The organism is uncultured Paraglaciecola sp. (genome assembly GCF_913020055.1).
Classification (GTDB): Bacteria; Pseudomonadota; Gammaproteobacteria; order Enterobacterales; family Alteromonadaceae; genus Paraglaciecola.
Genome location: NZ_CAJWCF010000075.1, coordinates 1 through 23578, shown reverse-complemented (window position 1 = coordinate 23578; position 23578 = coordinate 1). Strand labels below are relative to the sequence as shown.

Here is a 23578-nt window from a genome sequence, read left to right as displayed (position 1 = left end):
TTCAATGGTGAGAGACGGCGTAATGTGGGATGAGAATATGGCGAAAATTCAATGATTGACACCATAGTCACTTGTTAGCTGAATATTAAACTAAAGGGGACAGCAATTGTAAACAAGCACAACCCCGTGTACCAAAGACCAAGAAATACCGCAAAAAACCACTCCAAAGACGAGCCAACAACTTGACCATATTTTAGAATCATATTATTTGAATTGGCTTTCGTGGGTGGCGTCCGAAACCACAACCAAACAATAAAGAAACTGCAAGCCCAAAAAAAAGTGAATCCTGAAATCATGGCAATTAGTATCAGTATTTTTGACTGGATATTTAAGTAATCAGAGATCAATCCAACGTTTAAACCAACGAGTAAAGAAATTATCGCAACTTTAAAAATGAATCCTCTATTTGAAGCAATCCATTCACTTTTTTTGTACCAAAATGCTGGGGTCATGATTTATTCAGCTAACGCTTTTTATAAATGGCGCGCGTTTTTTGCGCGTCCAGTGGAGGCCGTTGTTTGGCCGTAACGAAATTTAATAAACTTGTTAGTTTACTTTACCTTAACTTGGAACCACATTTATGGCAGGATTTAGGCCTAATCTCTACACCATCACTGCCTAATGCAAATGGTACAGAATTACACTTTGGACACCTGTAATACAGCCAAATACCAATATTAAAAATTAATACTCCAATTAATGCACCATAAAATGGATTGAGAAATTCGATACCAAAATATTGGAGAATAAAGCCACTCGCAAAGAATATTACGGTTAATACCAAGATGACATAAAACCGCTTCTGTATTGGTTTAAATTGCTCAGATACATCATCCATAATTAAGTATTACTCCAAGTAAACTAACAATTTATTAGACGACAAAACGTCGTGTTTAAACACGACATTATGTCGTCTATAACTCAGACCATTTTTTTACACGGCCTCTACGTTATTCTTTTATAAACGTTTTCTTCCAATCAGGCAAAGGATACCTGCGGAAATACCCCAAAATGTCCACGATCTGCTCTTATTGGACAAATCGAATTAAACTGTATATATATACAACTATATTTATAGACGAAGTCGATGCCTTTGCCCCCCCCTCGCATCTATGTTCGCCAATTATTTTTGAGATTTTGTAGGTCAATTTACATGGATGTAAATTGAGTCGTAGAGTGCCGGGAGCACATTACGACGACCTGCTAAATATCATAAATAATTGGATGAAGAACATAGCGGCGAGCGGCCTTTCTTGCTTACTTCTTTTGGCTGTTGAAAAGAAGTAAGTCGCACAGAAGGGATTCTGTGAGATACCTGCCAAGGATGGCAGTGCCCGACAGGGCATAAAACTATCTAAGGTAACACCTAACCCATAAGGTGTTACCTAACTCAACAAAGCGAAGCGCCTATCAATCCCGCTTATTATTAGCCTGACGCACCCTATGCTTCTTAACCGATCTCCGCATGCGACTAATCTTCACATGATCCAACTTACCAGGGTCAATCTTAATCAATGTCTCTGTCTCAGCTGGCAATTTCACACTCTTACGCAAGGTATTTAAATCAGGTAACCCCAATTCAACCCAGCCACCTTGGGGTAAACGTTTCTGCAACTCCAGTGCGCCATACCGCACGCGGATCAAGCGGCTTACTTGTAAACCTTGCGATTCCCACAAACGTCTGACTTCACGGTTTCTACCTTCAGACAAACTCACGTTATACCAGGTATTTTGACCTTCATCGTCGCCGGGCTTTTTAACTATTTGGGTAAATTTGGCTTCGCCATCTTCGAGTTTTACCCCGTCGGTGAGGCGTTTTAACATTTTATCTTCTACTTCACCAAACACCCGTACCGAATACTCGCGCTCGATTTCATGTTTGGGGTGCATTAAACGGTTAGCTAATTCACCATCGTTAGTAAACAACAATAAACCACTGGTATTAATATCCAAACGACCTACCGCAATCCAGCGGCCATTTCTAATAGCTGGTAGTCGGTCAAATACCGTTGGGCGACCTTCGGGATCTTTACGACTACATAGCTCACCTTCAGGTTTGTTGTACATCAACACACGGCAAACCGGCGCTTCATTCGATGTGCTTAGTGGGTTACCGTCAACCCGAATTTTGTCGGCGGGTTCAACCCTGTCACCTAAAGTAGCCAATTTACCGTTAACAGAAATGCGCCCTGCTTCTATCCATCTTTCCATTTCGCGGCGCGAACCTACTCCGGCGTTAGCCAGTACTTTTTGTAATTTGTCACTCATTAATGTAATTGCTCTGGTTCGTCTGGAGGTGTTGGCATACTTGATGTAGACGCCGTTCCTTCAACAGATTGTGTTGGTTGATCTTTTGTTGCGACATCTTGCTCAGACTCGCTTAAAAGAATGTTTAATTGATCGTCTGTTTCTTCAGACGTAATAAAATCATCACTACTGGGTAATTCGCTTAAGCTTTTTAACCCGAAGTAATCTAAAAATGTTTTAGTCGTGGCATATAAAGACGGACGGCCAGGCACTTCTTTGTGACCAATGACCTTAATCCAGCCCCTTTCGCCAAGGGTTTTCATAATTTGACTGCTAACCGACACGCCGCGTACGTCTTCAATTTCACCGCGAGTAATGGGCTGCCTGTAGGCAACTAAGGATAAGGTTTCTAACATTGCCCGAGAATAACGTGGGGCGTTTTCTTGCCACAGTTTACCTAACCAAGGGCTTAAGCTATCCATAGACTGAAAACGAAATCCTGATGCTACTTCAACAAGCTGTATGCCTCTGGCTTGATAATCTAACTGTAGCTCGCTGAGTGTTTCTTTCAACATGGTTTTACTCACCTCAAGACCATCTAGCACGGTTTGTTGCAGTTGGTCTTGAGCAATAGGAACGTCAGCCACAAATATTGCGGCTTCGACCAATTGTTTAAGTTGTACTCTGGATATTTTAGCCATCAAGCTCTGCCTCAGTATATTTTGCCGGGCCACTCATTTTGATATGAATGTTGCTATAGGGCTGAGCTTGCACCAGTTCGATTAAACTTTCTTTGGCTAACTCTAAAATAGCCAAAAAGGTCACTACTACCCCAGCCTTGCCTTCGCTGGCATGGAACAACTCATCAAATCCAGTAAAATGGTCGGCCGAAATCTGTTCTAATATCAAGCTCATTCGTTCGCGAGTTGATAAGGTTTCTTTTTCAATATGGTGATGTTCAAAGGCTTGCGCTCGTTGCATAGCCGATTGAAAGCCTAGTACTAGTTCTTGCAAACTAACAGTCGGTAAAACACGAATAGGTTCGACAGAAGGCGCAGTTTGTACGTTGACAGTGAACACGTCTCTTTCTTGTCTGGGAATACTATCTAACTCTTGGGCAGCATGTTTAATGCGTTCGTATTCTTTTAAGCGGCGAATGAGTTCGGCACGAGGGTCGTCTTCATCATCTTCTGCATCAGGTCGTTTGGGTAACAACATACGAGATTTTACTTCAGCCAAAATAGCAGCCATTAATAAATATTCAGCGGCAAGTTCGAGTTTGATGTCTTTCATCAACTCAACATATTCCATGTACTGTTGAGTCACTTGTAAAACCGGCAAGTTGACGATATCGAATTTTTGCTTGCGAATTAGATACAACAATAAGTCCAACGGCCCTTCAAACGCCTCCAGAATAAGCTCTAACGCATCAGGGGGAATATATAAATCTTCAGGTTTTTCAATTAACGCTTCGCCATTGATAAACGCCAGCGGCAACGGTTGTTGCACTGGCTCGTTGGCTCGTTTAGAAGCTGAAAAAGAAGAGTTATCCGCAGACATTACAAATGGCTTGTTAAGCTAAATGAAAGGGCTAGTGTCGCCACTGCCTTCTCTAATAACAATATTTTCACCCTCGGACATATCAATCACAGTGGTAGGTTGTTCACCTAAAAATCCACCATGAATAATCAAACCCACTTGTTTTTCTAATTCGTCTCGAATGTCATCAGGATTAGACTCAGCCACTAATGCACCTGGCAAAATAAGCGTAGTCGACATTAACGGCTCACCTAGTTCTTCCAAAAGAGCCAAGGCAATCTTGTTCTCTGGCACCCTGATGCCAATCGTTCTGCGTTTAGGGTTTTGTAATCGTTTAGGCACTTCTTTAGTGGCTTTAAGAATAAAGGTATAGGGGCCGGGGGTGTTATTTTTGATCGTTCTAAAGGCAGTGTTATCGACTCTGGCGTATTCAGATAGCTCAGACATGTCACGGCACATCAGGGTGAAATTATGGTCTTTATCGATTTGTCGAATACGACAAAGTTGCTCTAAGGCCGTTTTGTCATTCATATGACAACCGATGGAATACCCAGAGTCTGTGGGATACACCACCACAGCACCTTGGTGAATTAACTCACAGGCTTGTTTGATCAAACGTGCTTGCGGATTGTCGGGGTGGATATAAAAAAACTGACTCATAAATTCTTTCCTATTCTACTATCACAGCAGTATTGCTTGTAGAGTAATGTTATCGGTTATCCAACCTTCCGTTACCCAACTAAGGACCAATCATGCCATATTGGCACAAGTTGTTCGGGAAGCGTAAGGTTTTTGCCTAATTCGGTCCAGCGGTTAGGGTAATGAAAATCAGAACCACTAGAGGCTTGTAGGCCATGCTCGGCGGCAATGTCTGCCAGTAACTTTTTGCGCTCAGGAGTAAGGTGCGAATGGATCACCTCCATACCGTCTCCACCGGCACTAGCGAACTCGGCAACTAAGCGTTTTAACCACTTAGTGGTCATATCATAATGTCCGGGGTGAGCTATCACTGCTTTACCACCAGCATCATGTATCCAAGTAATAGCCTCAGCAATCTCAATCCACTGTGGTTTAACATGGGCTTTTTTGCCTTTGCCTAAATACTTTTTAAATACCGCATCAAAATCTCTAACCACTTGGCGTTGCACTAACACTCTGGCGAAATGCGCCCGAGTAATTTGCCCCACACCTGCCAACTCTTTTGCGTCTTCGAATACATTATCAATACCGACTTTAGCCAATTTATCTGACATCAGCTGAGCACGGCGGTCACGCTCTTTACTTTGTTGGTCTAAGCGCGCTAAAAATTGTTGGTTATTGTGATCAACGTTCAAGCCCAGAATATGAATATCGAAATTATGCCAAGAGGTTGAAATTTCCACACCCGGCATAATTTGCATCGAGCGTTTTTGCTCGGCTTGATAATCTATTGCCTGTTGAATACCATCAACCGTATCGTGGTCGGTAATCGCTAACACATTAACTTGCATGTTGTGCGCACGATCGATCAGCTCTTTAGGTGAGAGGTGTCCATCGGAATAATGTGTGTGGCTGTGCAGGTCAATTTTCATTCAGTGGTACTTTTTATTAATTGTTGATTAATGATTATTATTTCTGACTAAGATTAATTTGAGTGTTGACATAGAGCTGATTTTGTTTTCTTCTATGCACTCAAAATGACGTTGTGCGCTATTATACCGATTCACAGCCGAATAACAGAATTAAACTGATAACGAGTACCATAAGTAATGAAAAATATTCAAACACACAACATTTGGTGGTGGCACAACCTGAACTAACGGGCTGTGAGTGTTTGTATTTTTGCAAATATTTTTCAAAAAAAGCCCGTATAATGCGGGCTTTTTTACGCCTGCTCTTCAAAAAGTTATTTTTTATTAAATAAGCATTAGAGAATCAAAGAAATGAGTTTAGCCCAGTTAACAGAGCAGTTTGGCAAAGTAGAAACCCTAGTCGTAGCAGCGGATTACGTAGCCGACCCACTGCATGCTTACCAATACTTATGCCAAGGCCGTAGCAATAATTTATTATTAGAGTCTGCAGAAATCGATAGCAAAGACAATCTAAAAAGTCTGTTATTAGTGGACGCCGCCATCAAGTTAGAATGCCATGGTCAGCAAGTCTATTGCCGAGCGTTATCAGATAACGGCCATGCTGTATTACCCATGTTTGATGAATACTGCCCCGTTGGCGTGACCCATGAATATGACCCCGCTAAAGGTTTGGTTACTCTCACATTTCCTACGCCAGATACTGAACTTGACGAAGACAGTCGATTAAAAGCACCTGCGGTATTTGACGCATTGCGCTTAATCACCAATAAAATTACCGCTATTCGTCAAAACCCCCATGCGGTATTTTTAGGTGGTGCATTGGCTTATGATTTATTGGCCAGTTTTGAAAAACTACCAGAGGTTGAAGACAGTGCCAATACTTGCCCAGACTTTGTATTTTATTTAGCTGAAACCTTAGTAATCATCGACCACCAAACCCAACAGAGCGAAATCATTGGTAGCGTGTTTAGTGGCAAAAATGTCGGTAATAACTATTTTTCTGTGAGCCAACGTTTAGAACAAGTAAAGCACAAACTAAGTACCATAAAACCCTTGGCGGATACGGAAAAAAACGCCATTACAAATCAAGATCTAGCGGTCAATAAATCCGATCAAGAATACATAGATGATGTGGTCAGGCTGAAAGAAAATATTCTCTCAGGAGACATTTTTCAAGTAGTGCCCTCTCGTACTTTTAGTTTGCCCTGCCCCCACCCCCATGATGCGTATCGTGCCTTAAAACAACAAAATCCCAGTCCCTATATGTTTTTCCTGCAAGACGACGACTTTTGTATGTTTGGCGCATCGCCCGAATCAGCATTGAAATACACCAAACAAACCAATCAAGTGGAAATTTACCCTATTGCTGGCACACGCCCCAGAGGTAAACGTGCCGACGGTAGTATCGACTTAGACTTGGACAGTCGTTTAGAACTTAACTTACAAGAAGATCAAAAAGAACGGGCTGAACATATTATGTTGGTCGATTTGGCCCGTAACGACGTAGCTAAAGTATCTAAACCTGGAACGCGATATGTGACCGACTTATTAAAGGTTGACCGTTATTCTCATGTGATGCATCTGGTGTCTAGAGTAGTGGGCCAATTGCGCGAAGATTTAGACGCTCTTAATGCCTACCAAGCATGTATGAATATGGGCACATTAGTGGGCGCACCTAAAGTCAGTGGAGCTACTTTAATTCGTCAGGTGGAAAAACAGCGCCGTGGCAGTTATGGCGGAGCTGTGGGTTATATCAACAGCCAAGGTGACATGGATACCTGTATTGTGATCCGTTCGGCATTTGTGAAAAACAACACCGCCTATATTCAAGCCGGTGCCGGAGTGGTGTTTGATTCAGACCCACAATCAGAAGCAGATGAAACTCGTGGCAAAGCGCAAGCGGTTATTAGTGCCATTATTTCCAGCTCGCAATCGCAGTCACATGCAAAAGGAGCAAAATAATGAGTTCATCAGCCGCTCAAACCAATAAGCAAATTTGCGTATTTCTGTTAGATAACTTTGATTCATTTACCTACAACTTAGTGGATGAACTTAGAACCCTAGGCTTGGAATTGATAGTTTATCGCAACAGCGTTTCAGCCGATTTAGTGTTACAAAAAATGCAAGATAAAGCACAACAGACTGACGAAAATGGTCAAAGCAAACAAGTGATGTTGATGTTATCACCAGGCCCAGGCAATCCGTCTCAGGCAGGTTCGATGTTAGCGCTGCTAGATCTGGTGAAAGGCCAATTTCCTGTGTTAGGAATTTGTTTAGGTCATCAAGCTATTGTTGAATCTTATGGTGGTAAAATTGTACGTGCTGATAAAGTGATGCACGGCAAGTCCTCCTTAATTGAACACTGCGCCGATAAAATGTTTACCAACATGCCACAGCCGTTACCCGTTGCCCGTTACCACTCGTTAATGGCCAGCAATATGCCTGACGAATTAACCGTATTAGCCAATTTTTCCGAGATACCTATGGCAGTGGCACATTTACAAGACAAAATGTTGGGGTTTCAATTTCATCCCGAATCGATTTTGACCTCTCATGGCAGTCAATTGCTTATGCAAAGTATTGAATTTTTAACCCAAGATAAGGGGCAAGCACTATGATCCACAAGATTCTTGAACAACTCTATCTAGGCCAAGATTTACCGCAGGATGATGTCACCGAGGTGTTCTCACAAGTAGTGACAGGTCAAGTGGATGACATTGTTTTATCTTCGTTGCTCACAGCCCTAAAAGTGAAAGGCGAACAACCAGAAGAAATAGCCGGTGCTGCAGCAGCGTTAATTACTAACGCTGGGGCTTTCCCTCGCCCTGATTATGACTTTGCCGACATAGTAGGCACAGGTGGTGATGGGCATAATACGATTAACATTTCCTCTGCATCGGCCATTGTGGCGGCAAGTTGCGGACTAAAAGTTGCGAAACATGGTAATCGCAGCGTGTCGAGCAAATCAGGCTCGGCTGACCTATTTAAAGCATTCGATTTAGAGTTAACCATGGATGCAGATACAGCACGGCAGTGTCTTGATGAGTCAAACTTATGTTTTTTGTTTGCGCCTAATTACCACTCTGGTATTCGCCATGCGATGCCAGTACGCACGACATTAAAAACTCGTACTTTATTTAATTTGTTAGGCCCCTTGGTGAATCCAGCTCGACCTAGCCATATCATTATTGGTGTGTACGCCCCAGAATTACTTGTACCTTTTGCCAAGACTCTACAGTTATTAGGATACAAAAAGGCCTTAGTAGTACATGGCAGTGGTTTGGATGAATTTGCCTTACACGCTGATACCCAAGTGGTTGAAGTAAATGGTGATCGATTGACACAAAGCAGTGTGTCACCGGCTGATTTTGGACTTGAAAATTATCCTTTAGATGCCATTAAAGGGGGTGAGCCAGAAGAAAATAAAACCCTGATTGAAAATGTGTTGCTGGGCAAAGGCCAAGCGGCTCATCAAGCTGCTGTCGCCATGAACACAGGGGCGTTATTAAAACTATGTGGCAAAGCACAAACCTATGCACAAGGCGCAGAAATGGCCATCAATGCCATGGCGCAACAATTACCTCTTGCCACTATTAAGTTATCGGCTGCTATCAGCCAAAAACAATAAAGGACGCAGTGAACAAAAATGGCCAATGTATTAGAAAAAATCGTCCTCGATAAACAGCAAGAAATCGCGCAACGAAAAATTGATTTACCCTTAGCCGGTTTTATTGATGATTTAACCCCATCCGACCGCAGTTTTTATGCTGCATTAGCGCAGCCAAATGCAGGTTTTGTTTTAGAATGTAAAAAGGCCTCGCCGTCTAAAGGCTTAATTCGTGAACACTTTGACTTAGACGAAATCATTCAAGCCTACAGCCCTTATGCTGCCTGTATATCTGTATTAACAGATGAGAAGTATTTTCAAGGTAAATTTGAATACCTAGAATATGTGCGTGATCGCGTGACTCAACCGGTCATTAACAAAGACTTTTTTGTTGAGCCTTATCAAATTTATTTAGCCCGTCACCATCGCGCCGATGCGGTTTTACTGATGTTGTCGGTATTAGATGATGCACAATATACTGAATTGGCGCACCTGGCGGAACAATACAAATTAGATGTTTTAACCGAAGTCAGTAACGAACAAGAAGTGCTAAGAGCCTGTGCGTTGCAGGCCAAAATTATTGGTATTAACAACCGTGATTTACGTGATCTAAGTACTGACTTAGCCACAACCGAACGTTTAGTGCCGTTGATTAAACAACATGCAAAACACCAACATGTTGTCATCTCGGAATCGGGCATTTACACCCATCAAGACGTGCGCAGATTAGCCCCCATAGCCGACGGTTTTTTAGTGGGCAGTTCGTTAATGGGTGAAAAAGACATCGAGCGCGCAGCAAAACAATTGGTATACGGAAAAATCAAAATTTGTGGCACAACCAGTCTATCAGGTGCCACCTTAGTCAAAGACAGCCCAGCAAGTTTTGCCGGTTTGATCTTCGCCGAAAAATCCAAGCGTTTTGTGACCTTAGAACAAGCCAAACAAATTACCTATGCAGTACCTTTTTATTATGTAGGTGTGTTTGTCAACGCGCCCATTGAACAAGTAGTCAATTACGCAAAAGAACTGACCTTAGTGGCAGTGCAGTTACACGGTAATGAAAACCAAATTTATATCGACACGTTGCGCGAGCAATTGCCTGCTGAATGTCAGATATGGTTAGCAAAAGGTGTGAAAGAAACGCTACCTACCTTAGATGAAAGTGACATTGATTACTTTTTATTGGATTGCCAAGTAGGTGAACAATCAGGTGGCACAGGCCAAGCGTTTAGTTGGCAACTGTTAGATGCGATAAGCGACAAGTCCAACATTGTACTTGCCGGTGGCATCAACCCAAACAATGTTAAACAGGCGGCTAATTTGCAGGTTGCCATGCTCGACTTAAACTCTGGTGTGGAAAGCGCACCGGGCATTAAGCAGCAAGATAAAATAAATCAGGCTTTTCTCCAGCTTAGAGAGTATTAACAGAAGCTACGAGCTGAAAGTCAAAAGATATAGTTTTTTAAGGTGAGTAATAGATGAATCATTTAGACAGTAAATTTGGCGATTATGGCGGTATGTATGTACCCGAGTTGCTGATCCCTGCCCTCGACCAACTCGAGCAGGTTTTTATTGAAGCGCAAAAAGATCCAGAATTCCAAGCCGAATTTATGGGTTTGTTAAAAGATTATGCAGGTCGCCCCACCGCGATGACCTTGACTAGAAACCTAGTCAACAACCCCAAAGTAAAACTTTATCTCAAACGTGAAGATTTATTACACGGTGGCGCGCACAAAACCAATCAAGTATTGGGTCAAGCACTGTTAACTAAACGAATGGGCAAAACTGAAGTCATTGCCGAAACAGGCGCAGGACAACATGGCGTAGCGACGGCGTTAGCTTGTGCATTAATGGGCTTAAAAGCAAGAATTTATATGGGTGCTAAAGACATGGAACGCCAAGCACCTAACGTATTTAGAATGCGTTTGATGGGCGCAAAAGTGATTCCGGTGAATTCAGGTTCGGGCACCTTAAAAGATGCAGTTAACGAAGCCATGCGCGACTGGTCTGCCAATTACGACAAAGCCCATTATCTATTAGGCACCGCAGCGGGACCTCATCCGTTCCCGACTATTGTGCGTGAATTCCATCGTATGATTGGTGAAGAAACCCGCGCACAAATCATGGAAAAAGAAGGGCGCTTACCAGATGCAGTAGTGGCTTGTGTTGGCGGCGGATCAAATGCGATTGGCATGTTTGCTGATTTTATCGATGAGCAAAGTGTAAAATTAATCGGTGTTGAACCTGCTGGTAAAGGGGTGCATACCAAAGAGCACGGCGCCGCGATTGGCAAAGGCACCACGGGTGTTTTACATGGCGCATACAGTTACATCATGCAAGATAATGATGGCCAGATAGAAGAGTCGTATTCAGTTTCTGCCGGACTTGATTACCCAGCGGTTGGTCCACAACATGCTTATTTACATGACGTTGGCCGTGCCGAATATGTATCAGCAACTGACGAAGAAGCGCTGAATGCATTTCAACTTTTATCACGCAAAGAAGGCATTATTCCAGCCCTTGAATCATCCCATGCTTTAGCCCACGCACTGAATATGGCAGATGAAGCAGAAGACGGTACGATTATTGTGGTGAATCTATCTGGACGTGGCGATAAAGATTTAGCCCATGTCCACAGTATTTTAGGAGATCAAGACCATGATTGATTCTATTGGTCACAACGCCTCTGTTGATCGCTATGCGAACATGTTCAAACAACTAGATGCTAAAAACCAAGGGGCTTTTGTACCATTTGTGATGGTAGGCGACCCCGATACTCAAACCTCAGTGAATATCATTAAAGCCTTAGTTGCAGGTGGTGCAGATGCACTAGAACTGGGTTTTCCTTATTCAGATCCTATTGCCGATGGCCCGACTATTCAAAAGGCCAGCATTCGTGCCTTGTCGAATAAAATCAAAACTGACAACTGTTTTGAGATCATTCGCCAAGTGCGTGCTGAGCATGCTGACATACCAATCGGACTATTGTTGTACAGTAACTTAGTACTTAAACGTGGCATCGAAAAGTTCTACCAAGATGCGGTAGCTGCTGGTGTAGATTCGATTTTAATTGCCGATGTACCACTGCGTGAAGCGGACCGTTTTATTGCCATTGCCAAACAAACGGGTATCAAACAAATTTTAATTGCTCCACCTAATGCCAGTGACGAAACCTTTGCTGAAATTGGCGAGAAGTCACAAGGTTATACTTACTTATTAGGCCGTGCTGGTGTGACAGGGGCAGAAACTGCGGTTTCTATTCCAGCCAGTGAATTGATTGATAAACTAACCCAATATAAAGTGGCGCCACCACTGCTTGGTTTTGGTATATCCACTCCAGTGCAAGTAAAAGACGCTATTGAGTCTGGTGCAGCAGGGGCGATTTCTGGCTCAGCAACCGTCAACATCATTGCTGAAAACCTCGATAAGCCTGATGTCATGTTAGAAAAACTGAAAAGTTTTGTGACTGAAATGAAAGCGGCTACTCACAAGTAGCCATTTGATTTTTGATAATTAAGTAGGATTTTATTATGTGGTATGTCATTTATTGTGAAGATGTTGAAAACAGTTTACCTCTTCGTAAACAAACCAGAGCTGCGCACCTTGAACGTATTCAACTATTAGTTGATCAAGACAGAATTTTAGTTGCTGGGCCCTGCCCTGCAATTGATAGCAAAGACCCAGGCGAAGCGGGTTTTACTGGCTCGTTGATCATTGCTGAGTTTGATAATTTATCCGCTGCGCAACAGTGGGCAGATGGCGACCCTTACACACTTGCGGGTGTATTTAAGAAGGTCACAGTAAAACCTTATATAAAGGTATTACCTTAAACAGTGAACAAGCCTTAGATGAGTTATATACCGAACATTGAATCACTTATGCCTGCCATCGACTTAAGCGCCATGCGTGCTCAGGGTGCAGGCGGGCAAAACGTGAATAAGGTGTCGAGTGCCATTCACCTAAGGTTTGATATTCGCTTGGCAGCCATGCCTGAATACGTCAAACAAAAACTACTTTCGGGCAAAGATAAACGCATCACCCAAGAAGGTATTTTGATTATTAAGGCCCAGAGTCACCGCACTCAAGAAATGAATAAACAAGATGCCTTAGAAAGACTGGCTGAAATCTTGATTGAAGCAGGGAAATTACAAAAAGCTCGCCGCGCTACTAAGCCCAGCCGAAACTCACAAATCAAACGTGTCGATAGCAAAGTAAAATCTGGTAGAACTAAGGCTTTAAGAAAAAAAGTCGATTTTTAGTAAAACCAATGCCCTTTTATTTACCTTTTTTTAGCTGAGTATCAAACCTAACGTTCAACAAAGGTTACAAAATAAAGCGCCTTCTGTGATAAATGCTTTTATACCTATTGAGTAATTCAATTATTTGCCGATAACTAACTGAGGCTAGTTTGAGGTGTGTATGAATAAAATTCAAAAATGTACTATCAAAAACATAATTTGTGGGCTGTCTACCTGTCTTATTTGGATAACGTTAAGTGGATGTATTCAAAGTAAAGCTGCGACCACTGATAGTGAAGTGTCGCTTTCAGCCAAACAACAAAAGCTCATTTCAGATAACACCCTGAAAATTGTCAACGCTGCATTTTATCAAACATTCGTGTTAGGCGATTGGCGCTACAAAGGTGCCCGAAATAGTGGCGGCACTATCAACGCTTATATACAGATACCTAGGCCTTTGGACATGAGTTTAGAAGTGCAAAAGTCCTACCTAAAAAAGGCAATTTGCCCCTCTTCTGCACACACCAGTATGTGGAACGAAATAGATAATATTCCATTGAGTGTACATATCTATACGCATAAGCCAAAACACAGCCTCTATGTTAATTGTACAAACCCCTTTAGCGCCGGATAACGAGAGAAACCGATTAAAGCTTAACCTGTAGAACCTTATAAAGCTCTGCGCGTTTAATCTTAGTTCAGCTAAAATTCAGCCCCAACAGATTAGCCTTGGAACCACTTTAAACAGGAGTGGTTACATGAAATTATTAATAACAAGCGCATTACTATTTTTGGCAGTATCTCCTTTAGCGCAGGCTCATTATGATCGTAGTTATGACACCAGTAATAATCATCACCGCGGCGCATATAAAGCGAAGGTGATTAATTCAACTCCCGTTTATAAATACGTAACAGTTCGACAACCACAAACATATTGCGAACCAGTTTTGATACACAAGGGGCATCGCCGGTATCATGATAAAGGTGCAAAAATTGTGGGTGGCATAGTGGGTGGCATTATTGGACATGCTGCGAGTGACAACAAACACAAAGGATTAGGAACGTTAGTAGGCGCTGTTGTTGGCAGTTCTATAGCGCACAACGTTGTTCGAAAAAACAACAGATATCCAAGTCATCGTCAAGTGCAACAGAACTGTGTGCATACATACAAAAAGAATAGAAAGAATAGAAAAATTAGAATGTTAGATGGATATAACGTGACTTATCGAGTTAAGGGACAGTTTTATCAAACCTTTATGCAAGATAAGCCTGCTAAGTATATTCGTATAAGAAGGTAATTTTTATGCTAATTCACGGCTCTAATCTCATGCTAACAATAGCAATTGCTTTTAAGTCAAGTGATGATTGGGGTAAACTAAGGATTGAGCGGCAAAACAAAAGAGATGAACTTTGAAGCAGAACCACTACATTAGATTCATTATTGTTTGCTTAACGACGTTATCGTTAAGCAGCCTATCTGTCTCTGCTCAAAACAAACAAACCGCTCCCACCACCAAATCTGAAGCTGCTAAAAAAGCCCAACAAAAAGTCAGTGGCCGAGTGTTAAAAGTCGATCAAAACAAAAGTAAATATCGGGTTAAAGTATTACAAAAATCAGGGCGTGTTGTATCGGTAGATGTCGACAAAAAGTCAGGGAAAGTGAGTCAAGAGAAGAAAAAAAATCGGTAAAGTTTTCGTTTTTCTGGAAGAAAAATCGCCTCAAAAAATAGATAAAGGATAAATAGGCTCTAAATGCGCATATTAATAGTAGAAGATGATAGCCGTTTACTTACACAGCTTGATGTATTATTGCAAAAAAATGGTTATAGCGTGGACTTAGCCGATGACGGCGAAAAAGCGTTATTTTTATTGCAAGAACATACCTATGACTTAGCAGTCATTGATATTGGGCTACCGGTAGTCGATGGCTTTGAAGTGATACAAAAAGCCCGTAAAAACAACGTAATTTGCCCAATAATCATTCTAACTGCTCGGGATAGATGGCAAGAGAAAGTGGAAGGCTTAGATGCAGGTGCCGACGATTACCTTACCAAACCTTTTCACAATGAAGAGTTATTGGCGCGCATTAATGCACTCATACGCCGTGCCGCTGGCAAAGCACACCCTACCATCGAAAAAGGCCCCATCAGTCTCGATACCCTAAGCGAAGAAGTCACCGTTAATGGGCAATATATTGAACTGACTGCTTACGAATACAAAGTTTTGGAATATCTTTTACTGAATCCACAAAAAGTCATTTCGAAAACTGAATTGACCGAACATATCTATGACCAAGACTTTGATCTAGACAGCAATGTGATTGAAGTGTTTGTCGGACGTTTGCGTAAAAAGATTGATCCAGATGGTAGCGTTAATCCCATTGAAACATTGCGTGGCAGAGGATATCGAATTAATCGTGAGCTCTAACTTGATTAGAAAAGCTAGTGCATAACCTGTCCCTTAGATTAAGGAGTTTTGCAGCCGCTTTGCTTGCGCTGCTAATTTTTATTCCTTTGACTGCGGTAACCTTAGAACAAGCTTTTAACAGTAGTTTGAGTCAATCAATGTTACAACAGCTGCGGGTGCAAAGTTTAACCTTAATATCTGAATTCGAACTAGATAACCAAAGCAGTGAAGCTGTGATGCCTGAGCAGCTCTACAATGATCAATTCAATATTCCAGGTTCTGGCCTTTACGCCTTTATTCAATCGCGTGATGGCATATTGTGGCAGTCACTGTCTACATTAAACTGGCAGCAACAGCCAAATTTCTTAGCGCCCGATATAGGTGCTGAAACCTTTATCGAAGATTTTTCGATGCAAAACAGTTATTTTTTATATGCCTATACCGCAGAATTTGAATCTCCAGTAGGTTATCTACCTGTGAGTTTTTATATCCTCCAAGATAAACAAGTGTTTAATACCGAGAAGAGTAAATTCGCCAATACATTATGGAATTGGTTGGGCTTAATTGCCCTATTATTATTGATTTTATTGTTGGTCAGTTTAAACGCTGCTTTGTTACCCATTAGTAGGCTGAATAAACAAATTCGCCAAGCGGAAAGTGGCCAACTTAAACGTATAGATCAGAACTACCCACCTGAGCTTGAAAAGCTCAAAAGCAGCATCAACCATTTATTAGACACCGAACAGCAACAACGCAGTCGTTATAGAAACAGCCTGAGTGATTTAGCCCATAGCCTTAAAACTCCCTTAGCCGTATTGTCAGGAACAGAAGGCTTACCACATCAAGCCAATGAGCCGATCAATCAAATTAATCTGCAAATACAGCGCCAGCTGAAACGAGCTGTAGCAGGTACAAACAGTACATTTGAACAAGCCGTGATGATTAAACCTGTGGTGGATAAACTGTTTAATGCTATGGATAAAGTGTACGTAGATAAACACTTAACACTTACCCATGATATCCAACATAATGAACTAGGTTTTAATGGTGATATTACCGATTTAATGGAAATATTAGGCAACGTGTTAGACAACGCCTGTAAAGCTGCTGTCAAGCAGGTCAAACTATCGGTATCAACTAATCAGAGTAAATTGCTAATCCATATTGAAGACGACGGCCCAGGCATTCCAAAAGACAAGCGTGAACAATTGTTAGAAAGAGGCACACGTTTAGACAGTTATAAAGAAGGTCAAGGCATAGGCATGGCTGTGGTGGCAGATTTAGTCAGCGCATATCAAGGCCAACTCGAAATTCTTCAGAGTGACTTAGGCGGTGCTAAACTTTCTTTAATTTTCCCTACTCAAGTGTGAAAATCACTAAATAATGCCCAATTAGCCATACAAAAAAGTTTTCAATAAAATTAAACCATTGATTTTACGTAGGTTTTTAAATGGCACAGTATCTGCTTTATTCGTTAAAAATATCAATGACTAGAATTTAGGGACTCACATGGCCGTAATACTCGAAGACAGACCAATTGAAAAAGTACGTGAAGAAGTTATCGATACGTTAATTTATAACTACAGTCATGGCGTGATTTCAAGTGAAGCGTTCGAACGCAGATTAGATCAGGCCATGGCGAGTCAAAATCACCAAGAAATATTCGATTTAGCTGCCGATTTGGAACAAACCAAAGATACTGAATTTAACTCGCAAAAAGAACGCCAATTCAATGTCAACTATGCCGCGAGTGACAATGATGAGACGGATACCATAGTCAATATTCTTGGCGGTTCAGGTCGCAGCGGCCAATGGACAGTGCCACGAGAGATAAGAATTGTGACTATCTTTGGTGGGGCAGATATCGATTTTACCGATGCCATATTTACCACCCCTAATGTCACCATAAAAATATTATGCCTGTTTGGTGGTGATAATATTTATGTCCCTGAGAATATCAACGTGGTCTCAAAAGCTTTTTGTATTTTAGGCGGTATTGATAACAAGGCCCCCTCAATTGCCTCTCGACAGGCCCCAACCTTAACCATAGAAGGTTTGGTGTTATTTGGTGGTTTAGACATCAAAATTAAACGCACAATAAAAGAAAAATTTGTGGCTTTCGCTAACCAGATGAAAACTATGTTTAATGACAAGGTTTAAAGTGAGTTCTGAACAAAACAATGCTTCACCTACTGAAGATGTGAAGCATTGCACCACTACTTTTTAAGGCCTTTGAGCTCTTGTCCAGACTGAAATAAGGTCAAGCTTATTGCTTTACCTGCAGCATCTAACTCAAACACAATTCTGGCTTGGATCATGGCATTGCTAAATTCTGATCTAGACTTGGTTTCAAAGGGAATTTTAGGCTGGGCAGTGGCCTGAATAATCACCTGACCATTTTCATTGCTTATAGTGATGGCAAAGTTAGGGCTTAACTCATATATGCCCACAAGGTTGTCTAGCTCCGTTTGTGTGAGTGTGACTTTATTCACAGGCTCTTGAGGTTTATTTGGGTCTAGTTTAAGTGCTTTAGTTTTGCGTCCACCTTGGTCCAGCGTTAAAAAAAGCGTTTCACCTTTATCATTCAGCTCAAAGGTAATTTTCGCTCCAGCAGCGGTTTGAACAAACACTAGCTCAGATTTAGCGATGACAGGTAATTTTGCTTGTCCTGTCACTTGTATGAATAATTGCTGTTTTTGATGAGTCACCGTCATAGTAAGTCCTGGAAATAATTCGTATTCTCCCTTTAATCGAACTAACTTCTCTTCATCAAGCATTTTGATATCAAAGATATCAGACTTTAATTGTGCAAGAGTATTTTGTAGATAGGCGTTACCGAGCGAGTCCATTCCGTTGGTAGTATTCTCTAAAATAACGATGCCCTTATTGTTGACTTGATCAAAACCCATAAAGGCTCGAAAACCGCCTGTACCGCCGTTATGCCAAAGGTAAGAACCATCCTCATGCTCAGTGGTAAACCAAGCTAAACTTACCTTAGCGCCATTATTATCAAAGCCTGTTGTTTGTTTATGGGTTAATTGAATAAAGTCCATATTGGGCTCTAGGTTAACCTTTAAATATTGCGCCATATCTTGAATGTTTGACTTAATAGCGCCCGCACCAGCAAGTGTTGGAAGCTGCCAGTGCTTAACCTGTTTTAAACTGGCATCATGACCATTACTCAATAAGCCTAAGTGCAAACCAGGCACATCCACAAAGCTATGCGACATACCTAGCGGTTTAAGTACCCTATCGTTAATGACTTGCTCATAAGATTTATTATCGATTAGAGAAAGGATGTGACCGAGTAAGCCAACGGCGAGGTTTGAGTATTCAAGTTGTTCATCAATATCCCTAGGCAACGTATAGCTATTTAAAAAGTCATACATCAGCTCAACGGTATAATCAGCGTAAGGGTCTGCCGGATCACCAAACGGCATATTACTGGGTAAACGAGGCAGTCCTGACATATGATTGGCGAGCAACAAAAGCGTGATTTCCTTATCGCCTCTTGCTGGCATTTTGACCTCTGCTGGTAAAAACTTTTGTACTGGATCTGAGAGTTTAACTTTACCTTCAGTTACCATGCTGGCGAGCGCCATTGACGTAAAGGTTTTAGAAATCGAGCCTATTTCAAAAAGCGTTTCAGGAGTAACTTTCTTTTTGCTATCTTGGTCAGCAACACCAAAACTTAAATACTCAACGTCTCCATTTTCGATAATGGCGATTGATACACCAACCGCACTTTTCTGTTCTTGCAACTTAAACTGAATGATTTCTTGAATGATGTCGGTGTCAATATTAGCCAATACTGGGGCGACATATAGCGTGCTCAATGTTAGAAAAATCACGAATAGTTTACTAAGTGACTTTTTCATTTTAAATCTCCTTTAAATCATTTAATTCACTTATTCTTTGTTTGATTTTATCAAGCAAAGGTAGCAGTTGTTTTTTGACCGCTCTTTTATTCAGAAAATAAATACCAATGACTAACATTACACAAAATCCATAATAAATAGCCAATTGCTCAGTTATTCTTGGAATGCCTGTCTCATCAACTGTGGCGCCTGCAGTTATCAACACAATTGCCACCATCAGTGGTGCTATGTACCAAACAGCAACGGATTCTAATAGCTTTTTTTGATTCTCTATTTTAATTTTTTCAAACTGCAAAAATGCCATCACGCTATTATCTTTTGGTGCATTAATCTGCTTTGTTTTAAGCAGTTTATAGGGAATATATAAACATGCTACTATCGCAATCCACAAACCAGTGGTTTGAACTAAACTAGCAGAATAAAAAAGTTTCCAACTCCACACGGGGATCAACAATAACGCAATTGAAATTTCTAACCTATCTCGACGTTTTATGCTTTTATCCACCTTACTTGTCTCCTTCACCAATAATTCAATCACAGGGCTCAGATCCTGAGTACTATTATCGGATTCGATAGCCGTTTTCCAATTTGCTTTTAAATCATCTAACTTCATGACTTTTCACCTATAAATTCATTTTCAAATGTCGCCTTAATTCGTTTAATTCTGAGTCTCACAGCATTATCACTAATTCACACAACAGAGGCGATTTCATCAGAACTTAAACCATCTAAATACATCATTAAAATACTCGAATCGATATCCGATAAGGTATTCATAAATTTGTTTAATATTTCAGCCTGACAGTTCTCCTGAGTCACAGCTGATTCGGGTTTCACAATTTCGGCTAACACTTGTTGTAATTCTCGGTGCTTGATTGTTTTTGTGACGAAGGTTGATGCCGTATTTAATGCGACTTGATATAGCCACGTTTCTCTTGATGAATGCCCTTTAAATGAGGCAAAGCTACGCCATAGTTGCATAACAACTTCTTGATATAAATCGTCAAAATCATGGGGCTGAGAATAACGTGAGGCGATATATTTTATGCGCCCTTGATTACCTGCTAATACCTGTTCAAATTCTTGTTGCATGAACTGCCTCATGCCTATTTGAGGCATTTATATTGTGGACCTACATGGTTAGTCTTAGGTAAAACGGGTTTATGTCAAAAGAAATGAAAATAGTTGAAATTGTTGATCATCGGTCTTTAATGAAGCACCAGAGGTGTTACGAACAACTATCTCTAAGCCGCATTTTGGCTCGCTCAAAAGCCACATAAAATCGGTCGTCATCAAAGGGTTTGAGAAGGTAATCAACTGAATTTAAGTTAAATGCTTCAACGGCATACTGATTATAAGCCGTTGCGAAAATAAGCACGCTGTTTTTAGGAAGGTGTTTAGCTAATTCAATACCCGACATCACTGGCATTTCGATATCCAGGACTATGATATTCGGTTGATGTTGATTGGCCAGAGCTAACGCTTGCTCGCCGTTTTGTGCTTCATAAACGTGTGTCACATCAGTTAAACTGCTCAGCAGGAGTTTAATCGTTTCCCGGGCTAAAACTTCATCATCAACAATTAATACTTTAAGCATCTTGTTCTTCTATTGGTATAGCTAATCGCGTTTCAAAAATACCATTTTCCAGAGGATATAGTTCAAGTACAAAGTGGGAATAGATCTTCGATAATCGCTCTCGAGTGTTGGTTAATCCGATACCAAAACCTTTGTGCGTATCATCTTTAGCGACTTTATTTGTCATCACTAGTTTTAACTGGTCTTTATCCCGTGATATTTTTAGATCAACCGGATTTTGATTGGATTCCAATTGTGAACCATGCTGCACTGCATTCTCAACCAAGGGGTGCAAAATCATATTCGGGATTTGTAATTCAAGACAATCTGTATTGACAGAAATACTAGTATTGAGCTTATCTAAAAAACGGATTTTTTGAATAGCTAAGTAGCTATTTATAAAAGCTACTTCATCTTTAATTTTTACGCTTGATTCATTATTAGTTTCAAGTATTTTACGTAACATCATACTCAATTCTGATAAGGCGTACACCGCGTCCTTCTCTCGTTTTAGCCTAACCAAACTAGCGATGGTATTGAGGACATTAAACAAAAAATGTGGATTCAATTGTGACCGCAAATTTTTCAACTGTTCTTGTGTTAATTCATGTTGTACACGTTTTAACTCTATGCCCTCTTGAACGGATTTGTGATAGAAGCGAAGACTAAATATTGCAGCCAATACACCTAAATAGATCAACACATCTAATTGGGAACTGGTGGATAATACGCGGGTAAATATGCTCCAATAATTAGATAAATCTTCGCCTCTGACAAGGTTTCGAGCTGCACTGCAAAAAGCCCAGTAACACATTAACAACGCTACCATCCAAAGCATATGTGCAAGGAAACGCTTACTGGGAGTAGGGTAAATTCGGTTATTTAAATCGACCGAGAAAAAGACACCTGCCGTTACCCCGATCCAACTTAAAAACCAAGGGCTCATATAATACCAAGTGCGCACCCAAGAAAGTTCGCTACCTACAGCTTTGCCGCTTCCAAATTGAATATGAGTAAAGATGGCATGAACAGCCAACCAAAAAACACATTGGTAAACCAAAAGTATCGGTTTAAATAGAATTGCTTGTGTACCATTTACCCAAAATCTTTAATTTCAGAGAATAACAGTTGGGTAAAATAACGATGTTTTACTGATTAATCCAGCTTTTAAAAAGACCTCAACTCATCTAAAAGGTTATAAAAACTACCGTGAAATTAAATATTTAACACGTTTATATAGTAAGCTAGTTGCGCTTTAAAAAAGGTTTTTAAGACCACTATGGAAGTCATCAACGGATACATATTTAGAAATTAAGCGCCCAATGACAACTGACTTGTTAGGTCTGAATCCAAACCTAACATGTCATCTAAATATCAGCCTTTAAAAACTAAAAAGCTTATCCTCCCTCAGCCAGAGTGTCTATCTCTTCAATAACAGGTTCATCGCTTGCTAATAATAACGCCACCCAACGCGTATCAGGGCTTGATTCGAGGGCGATTTTAACAATCATAGTCAAAGGTACAGATAACAACATGCCAACCGTGCCTAATAACCAGCCCCAAAATATCAATGATAAAAATACCACCAAAGTAGACAGGCCTAAACCTCGACCCATATAGCGGGGTTCAACCACGTTGCCCATCACCATATTCGATACCACAAAACCCAAAGCAGTAAAACCAGCAGTTGCTGGGCCTAATTGAACAAAAGCTAATAACACCGCGGGAACAGCAGCAATGATGGAACCTATGTTGGGGATATAGTTAAGTAAAAAGGCCAATACTGCCCATAATAAAAAATGGTCGACACCTAACACATAAAGCCATACTCCGATGACTAAACCGGTACCCAAACTAACCAATGTTTTAATTACTAAGTAATTTTTAACCGACACTAAAAATTTATCGATTTGTTGTATCTTCATACTGGGATCATCCAGCGCAATATGAATTTTTTTCGGCACCGACTCTGCCTCAAACAACATAAATACCACTATCAACAAAATCAGTAAAAAGTTGGTTAATACCCCGCCCAAACTAGATAAAAGGTTAGTTGCCATATTCATAGCCGCACCCGGGTCTAAATAAGATAACAAAGCTTGTTTGTCGACACTGATATTAAAATTATCTAACTGACCAATTACCCAAGCAAACTCTCCTACAAGTTGCTCTCTATATTTTGGCAGGTTTTGACTAAACTCATTCATTGACTGACCAACTAATCCAGCCAAAATCAATCCAAATATGACTATAAGCAGTATTACTAATACAACGGCTATGGCTCTAGGCAATTTATACTGATTTGCCCAAGTAATAATGGGACTACAAGCCATGGCAATAAATACAGACAATAAAAATGGCACGACAATGTCACTAGCTGCTTTAACACCTGCTAATATGATAACTATGGATGCCATGATTAGTAATATCTTAACGGACCTTTGAGATTTGATTTGCATATGAAGTTTCTGAATGAATACCTTGTGAGCAAACTAGCAGATCTGTATGGTATTTTA

At 40.8% G+C, this 23578-nt stretch carries 26 protein-coding genes; 14 read left to right on the top strand and 12 right to left on the bottom strand.

What is annotated here, in order from left to right; genetic code table 11:
- Positions 1-74: 74 nt before the first annotated feature.
- The 6 genes from QZ488_RS15285 to QZ488_RS15260 all read right to left on the bottom strand — a co-directional run bounded on the left by QZ488_RS15285 (position 75) and on the right by QZ488_RS15260 (position 5357).
- Positions 75-452 (bottom strand): hypothetical protein, encoded by a 378-nt coding sequence (locus tag QZ488_RS15285; RefSeq protein WP_293750319.1) that lies wholly within the window; start codon positions 450-452, stop codon positions 75-77.
- 958 nt (positions 453-1410) lie between these two features.
- Positions 1411-2268: a 23S rRNA pseudouridine(2605) synthase RluB gene (rluB, locus tag QZ488_RS15280; RefSeq protein ID WP_293750317.1), complete on the bottom strand. Its 858-nt coding sequence runs from the start codon at positions 2266-2268 to the stop codon at positions 1411-1413.
- Positions 2268-2948, bottom strand: coding sequence for an SMC-Scp complex subunit ScpB (gene scpB / locus QZ488_RS15275; protein WP_293750312.1), 681 nt, complete (start codon positions 2946-2948; stop codon positions 2268-2270). Before scpB ends, rluB begins: the two co-directional genes overlap by 1 nt.
- Entirely contained in the window at positions 2941-3807 is an 867-nt protein-coding gene (locus tag QZ488_RS15270) for a ScpA family protein (RefSeq protein ID WP_293750310.1), read from the bottom strand. Before QZ488_RS15270 ends, scpB begins: the two co-directional genes overlap by 8 nt.
- Before the next feature lie 18 nt (positions 3808-3825).
- Entirely contained in the window at positions 3826-4446 is a 621-nt protein-coding gene (locus tag QZ488_RS15265) for an L-threonylcarbamoyladenylate synthase (protein WP_293750308.1), read from the bottom strand.
- Between the two features lie 71 nt (positions 4447-4517).
- Positions 4518-5357 carry a PHP domain-containing protein gene (locus QZ488_RS15260; RefSeq protein ID WP_293750306.1) on the bottom strand — a complete coding sequence of 280 codons (840 nt, stop codon included), beginning with the start codon at positions 5355-5357 and terminating at the stop codon, positions 4518-4520.
- A 351-nt stretch (positions 5358-5708) separates the two neighbouring features.
- Between QZ488_RS15260 and QZ488_RS15255 the strand changes: the two genes are divergently transcribed.
- The 14 genes from QZ488_RS15255 to QZ488_RS15190 all read left to right on the top strand — a co-directional run bounded on the left by QZ488_RS15255 (position 5709) and on the right by QZ488_RS15190 (position 17768).
- Positions 5709-7319, top strand: a complete 1611-nt coding sequence (locus QZ488_RS15255; RefSeq protein ID WP_293750304.1) for an anthranilate synthase component 1 — start codon at positions 5709-5711, stop codon at positions 7317-7319.
- Positions 7319-7975: an aminodeoxychorismate/anthranilate synthase component II gene (locus tag QZ488_RS15250; protein ID WP_293750302.1), complete on the top strand. Its 657-nt coding sequence runs from the start codon at positions 7319-7321 to the stop codon at positions 7973-7975. Before QZ488_RS15255 ends, QZ488_RS15250 begins: the two co-directional genes overlap by 1 nt.
- Positions 7972-8985, top strand: coding sequence for an anthranilate phosphoribosyltransferase (gene trpD, locus QZ488_RS15245; RefSeq protein WP_293750300.1), 1014 nt, complete (start codon positions 7972-7974; stop codon positions 8983-8985). The genes QZ488_RS15250 and trpD overlap by 4 nt, the downstream gene beginning before the upstream one ends.
- Before the next feature lie 18 nt (positions 8986-9003).
- Positions 9004-10389 (top strand): bifunctional indole-3-glycerol-phosphate synthase TrpC/phosphoribosylanthranilate isomerase TrpF, encoded by a 1386-nt coding sequence (gene trpCF, locus QZ488_RS15240; protein WP_293750298.1) that lies wholly within the window; start codon positions 9004-9006, stop codon positions 10387-10389.
- A 53-nt stretch (positions 10390-10442) separates the two neighbouring features.
- The gene (gene trpB, locus QZ488_RS15235) at positions 10443-11630 is read left to right on the top strand and encodes a tryptophan synthase subunit beta (protein ID WP_293750296.1); all 1188 of its coding nucleotides are present in this window, start codon (positions 10443-10445) and stop codon (positions 11628-11630) included.
- The gene (trpA, locus tag QZ488_RS15230; protein ID WP_293750295.1) at positions 11623-12459 is read left to right on the top strand and encodes a tryptophan synthase subunit alpha; all 837 of its coding nucleotides are present in this window, start codon (positions 11623-11625) and stop codon (positions 12457-12459) included. Before trpB ends, trpA begins: the two co-directional genes overlap by 8 nt.
- A gap of 35 nt (positions 12460-12494) precedes the next feature.
- Positions 12495-12794 (top strand): YciI family protein, encoded by a 300-nt coding sequence (locus QZ488_RS15225; protein ID WP_293750293.1) that lies wholly within the window; start codon positions 12495-12497, stop codon positions 12792-12794.
- Between the two features lie 18 nt (positions 12795-12812).
- Positions 12813-13223 (top strand): alternative ribosome rescue aminoacyl-tRNA hydrolase ArfB, encoded by a 411-nt coding sequence (gene arfB / locus QZ488_RS15220; protein WP_293750291.1) that lies wholly within the window; start codon positions 12813-12815, stop codon positions 13221-13223.
- Positions 13224-13383: 160 nt separating this feature from the next.
- A complete protein-coding gene (locus QZ488_RS15215; protein WP_293750289.1) occupies positions 13384-13836 on the top strand; it encodes a hypothetical protein in 453 nt (150 codons plus the stop codon).
- A gap of 124 nt (positions 13837-13960) precedes the next feature.
- The gene (locus QZ488_RS15210; protein WP_293750287.1) at positions 13961-14500 is read left to right on the top strand and encodes a glycine zipper 2TM domain-containing protein; all 540 of its coding nucleotides are present in this window, start codon (positions 13961-13963) and stop codon (positions 14498-14500) included.
- Between the two features lie 112 nt (positions 14501-14612).
- A complete protein-coding gene (locus QZ488_RS15205; RefSeq protein WP_293750285.1) occupies positions 14613-14891 on the top strand; it encodes a PepSY domain-containing protein in 279 nt (92 codons plus the stop codon).
- 63 nt (positions 14892-14954) lie between these two features.
- On the top strand, positions 14955-15629 hold the full coding sequence (locus tag QZ488_RS15200) for a response regulator transcription factor (protein ID WP_293750283.1): 675 nt from the start codon (positions 14955-14957) through the stop codon (positions 15627-15629).
- A gap of 17 nt (positions 15630-15646) precedes the next feature.
- A complete protein-coding gene (locus QZ488_RS15195) occupies positions 15647-16978 on the top strand; it encodes an ATP-binding protein (RefSeq protein WP_293750281.1) in 1332 nt (443 codons plus the stop codon).
- Between the two features lie 139 nt (positions 16979-17117).
- Entirely contained in the window at positions 17118-17768 is a 651-nt protein-coding gene (locus QZ488_RS15190) for a LiaF domain-containing protein (RefSeq protein ID WP_293750279.1), read from the top strand.
- Between the two features lie 56 nt (positions 17769-17824).
- Here the strand turns inward: QZ488_RS15190 and QZ488_RS15185 are convergent, their stop codons facing one another.
- The 6 genes from QZ488_RS15185 to QZ488_RS15160 all read right to left on the bottom strand — a co-directional run bounded on the left by QZ488_RS15185 (position 17825) and on the right by QZ488_RS15160 (position 23521).
- Entirely contained in the window at positions 17825-19486 is a 1662-nt protein-coding gene (locus QZ488_RS15185; RefSeq protein WP_293750277.1) for a serine hydrolase, read from the bottom strand.
- 1 nt (position 19487) lies between these two features.
- Positions 19488-20099, bottom strand: a complete 612-nt coding sequence (locus QZ488_RS15180) for a hypothetical protein (protein WP_293750275.1) — start codon at positions 20097-20099, stop codon at positions 19488-19490.
- Between the two features lie 77 nt (positions 20100-20176).
- Complete coding sequence (locus QZ488_RS15175) at positions 20177-20578, bottom strand: sigma-70 family RNA polymerase sigma factor (protein WP_293750273.1); 402 nt, start codon at positions 20576-20578, stop codon at positions 20177-20179.
- A gap of 136 nt (positions 20579-20714) precedes the next feature.
- Positions 20715-21083: a response regulator gene (locus QZ488_RS15170; protein WP_293750271.1), complete on the bottom strand. Its 369-nt coding sequence runs from the start codon at positions 21081-21083 to the stop codon at positions 20715-20717.
- A complete protein-coding gene (locus QZ488_RS15165; protein WP_293750269.1) occupies positions 21076-22008 on the bottom strand; it encodes a histidine kinase in 933 nt (310 codons plus the stop codon). The genes QZ488_RS15170 and QZ488_RS15165 overlap by 8 nt, the downstream gene beginning before the upstream one ends.
- Before the next feature lie 451 nt (positions 22009-22459).
- Positions 22460-23521 (bottom strand): AI-2E family transporter, encoded by a 1062-nt coding sequence (locus QZ488_RS15160; protein WP_293750267.1) that lies wholly within the window; start codon positions 23519-23521, stop codon positions 22460-22462.
- Between the last annotated feature and the right edge of the window lie 57 nt (positions 23522-23578).

What these genes read in the sequence shown, in the direction of transcription:
- QZ488_RS15285 (WP_293750319.1), bottom strand. Translation starts at nt 452, where the DNA reads ATGACCCCAGCATTTTGGTACAAAAAAAGTGAATGGATTGCTTCAAAT.
- rluB (WP_293750317.1), bottom strand. Translation starts at nt 2,268, where the DNA reads ATGAGTGACAAATTACAAAAAGTACTGGCTAACGCCGGAGTAGGTTCG.
- scpB (WP_293750312.1), bottom strand. Translation starts at nt 2,948, where the DNA reads ATGGCTAAAATATCCAGAGTACAACTTAAACAATTGGTCGAAGCCGCA.
- QZ488_RS15270 (WP_293750310.1), bottom strand. Translation starts at nt 3,807, where the DNA reads ATGTCTGCGGATAACTCTTCTTTTTCAGCTTCTAAACGAGCCAACGAG.
- QZ488_RS15265 (WP_293750308.1), bottom strand. Translation starts at nt 4,446, where the DNA reads ATGAGTCAGTTTTTTTATATCCACCCCGACAATCCGCAAGCACGTTTG.
- QZ488_RS15260 (WP_293750306.1), bottom strand. Translation starts at nt 5,357, where the DNA reads ATGAAAATTGACCTGCACAGCCACACACATTATTCCGATGGACACCTC.
- QZ488_RS15255 (WP_293750304.1), top strand. Translation starts at nt 5,709, where the DNA reads ATGAGTTTAGCCCAGTTAACAGAGCAGTTTGGCAAAGTAGAAACCCTA.
- QZ488_RS15250 (WP_293750302.1), top strand. Translation starts at nt 7,319, where the DNA reads ATGAGTTCATCAGCCGCTCAAACCAATAAGCAAATTTGCGTATTTCTG.
- trpD (WP_293750300.1), top strand. Translation starts at nt 7,972, where the DNA reads ATGATCCACAAGATTCTTGAACAACTCTATCTAGGCCAAGATTTACCG.
- trpCF (WP_293750298.1), top strand. Translation starts at nt 9,004, where the DNA reads ATGGCCAATGTATTAGAAAAAATCGTCCTCGATAAACAGCAAGAAATC.
- trpB (WP_293750296.1), top strand. Translation starts at nt 10,443, where the DNA reads ATGAATCATTTAGACAGTAAATTTGGCGATTATGGCGGTATGTATGTA.
- trpA (WP_293750295.1), top strand. Translation starts at nt 11,623, where the DNA reads ATGATTGATTCTATTGGTCACAACGCCTCTGTTGATCGCTATGCGAAC.
- QZ488_RS15225 (WP_293750293.1), top strand. Translation starts at nt 12,495, where the DNA reads ATGTGGTATGTCATTTATTGTGAAGATGTTGAAAACAGTTTACCTCTT.
- arfB (WP_293750291.1), top strand. Translation starts at nt 12,813, where the DNA reads ATGAGTTATATACCGAACATTGAATCACTTATGCCTGCCATCGACTTA.
- QZ488_RS15215 (WP_293750289.1), top strand. Translation starts at nt 13,384, where the DNA reads ATGAATAAAATTCAAAAATGTACTATCAAAAACATAATTTGTGGGCTG.
- QZ488_RS15210 (WP_293750287.1), top strand. Translation starts at nt 13,961, where the DNA reads ATGAAATTATTAATAACAAGCGCATTACTATTTTTGGCAGTATCTCCT.
- QZ488_RS15200 (WP_293750283.1), top strand. Translation starts at nt 14,955, where the DNA reads ATGCGCATATTAATAGTAGAAGATGATAGCCGTTTACTTACACAGCTT.
- QZ488_RS15190 (WP_293750279.1), top strand. Translation starts at nt 17,118, where the DNA reads ATGGCCGTAATACTCGAAGACAGACCAATTGAAAAAGTACGTGAAGAA.
- QZ488_RS15185 (WP_293750277.1), bottom strand. Translation starts at nt 19,486, where the DNA reads ATGAAAAAGTCACTTAGTAAACTATTCGTGATTTTTCTAACATTGAGC.
- QZ488_RS15180 (WP_293750275.1), bottom strand. Translation starts at nt 20,099, where the DNA reads ATGAAGTTAGATGATTTAAAAGCAAATTGGAAAACGGCTATCGAATCC.
- QZ488_RS15175 (WP_293750273.1), bottom strand. Translation starts at nt 20,578, where the DNA reads ATGCAACAAGAATTTGAACAGGTATTAGCAGGTAATCAAGGGCGCATA.
- QZ488_RS15170 (WP_293750271.1), bottom strand. Translation starts at nt 21,083, where the DNA reads ATGCTTAAAGTATTAATTGTTGATGATGAAGTTTTAGCCCGGGAAACG.
- QZ488_RS15165 (WP_293750269.1), bottom strand. Translation starts at nt 22,008, where the DNA reads ATGAGCCCTTGGTTTTTAAGTTGGATCGGGGTAACGGCAGGTGTCTTT.
- QZ488_RS15160 (WP_293750267.1), bottom strand. Translation starts at nt 23,521, where the DNA reads ATGCAAATCAAATCTCAAAGGTCCGTTAAGATATTACTAATCATGGCA.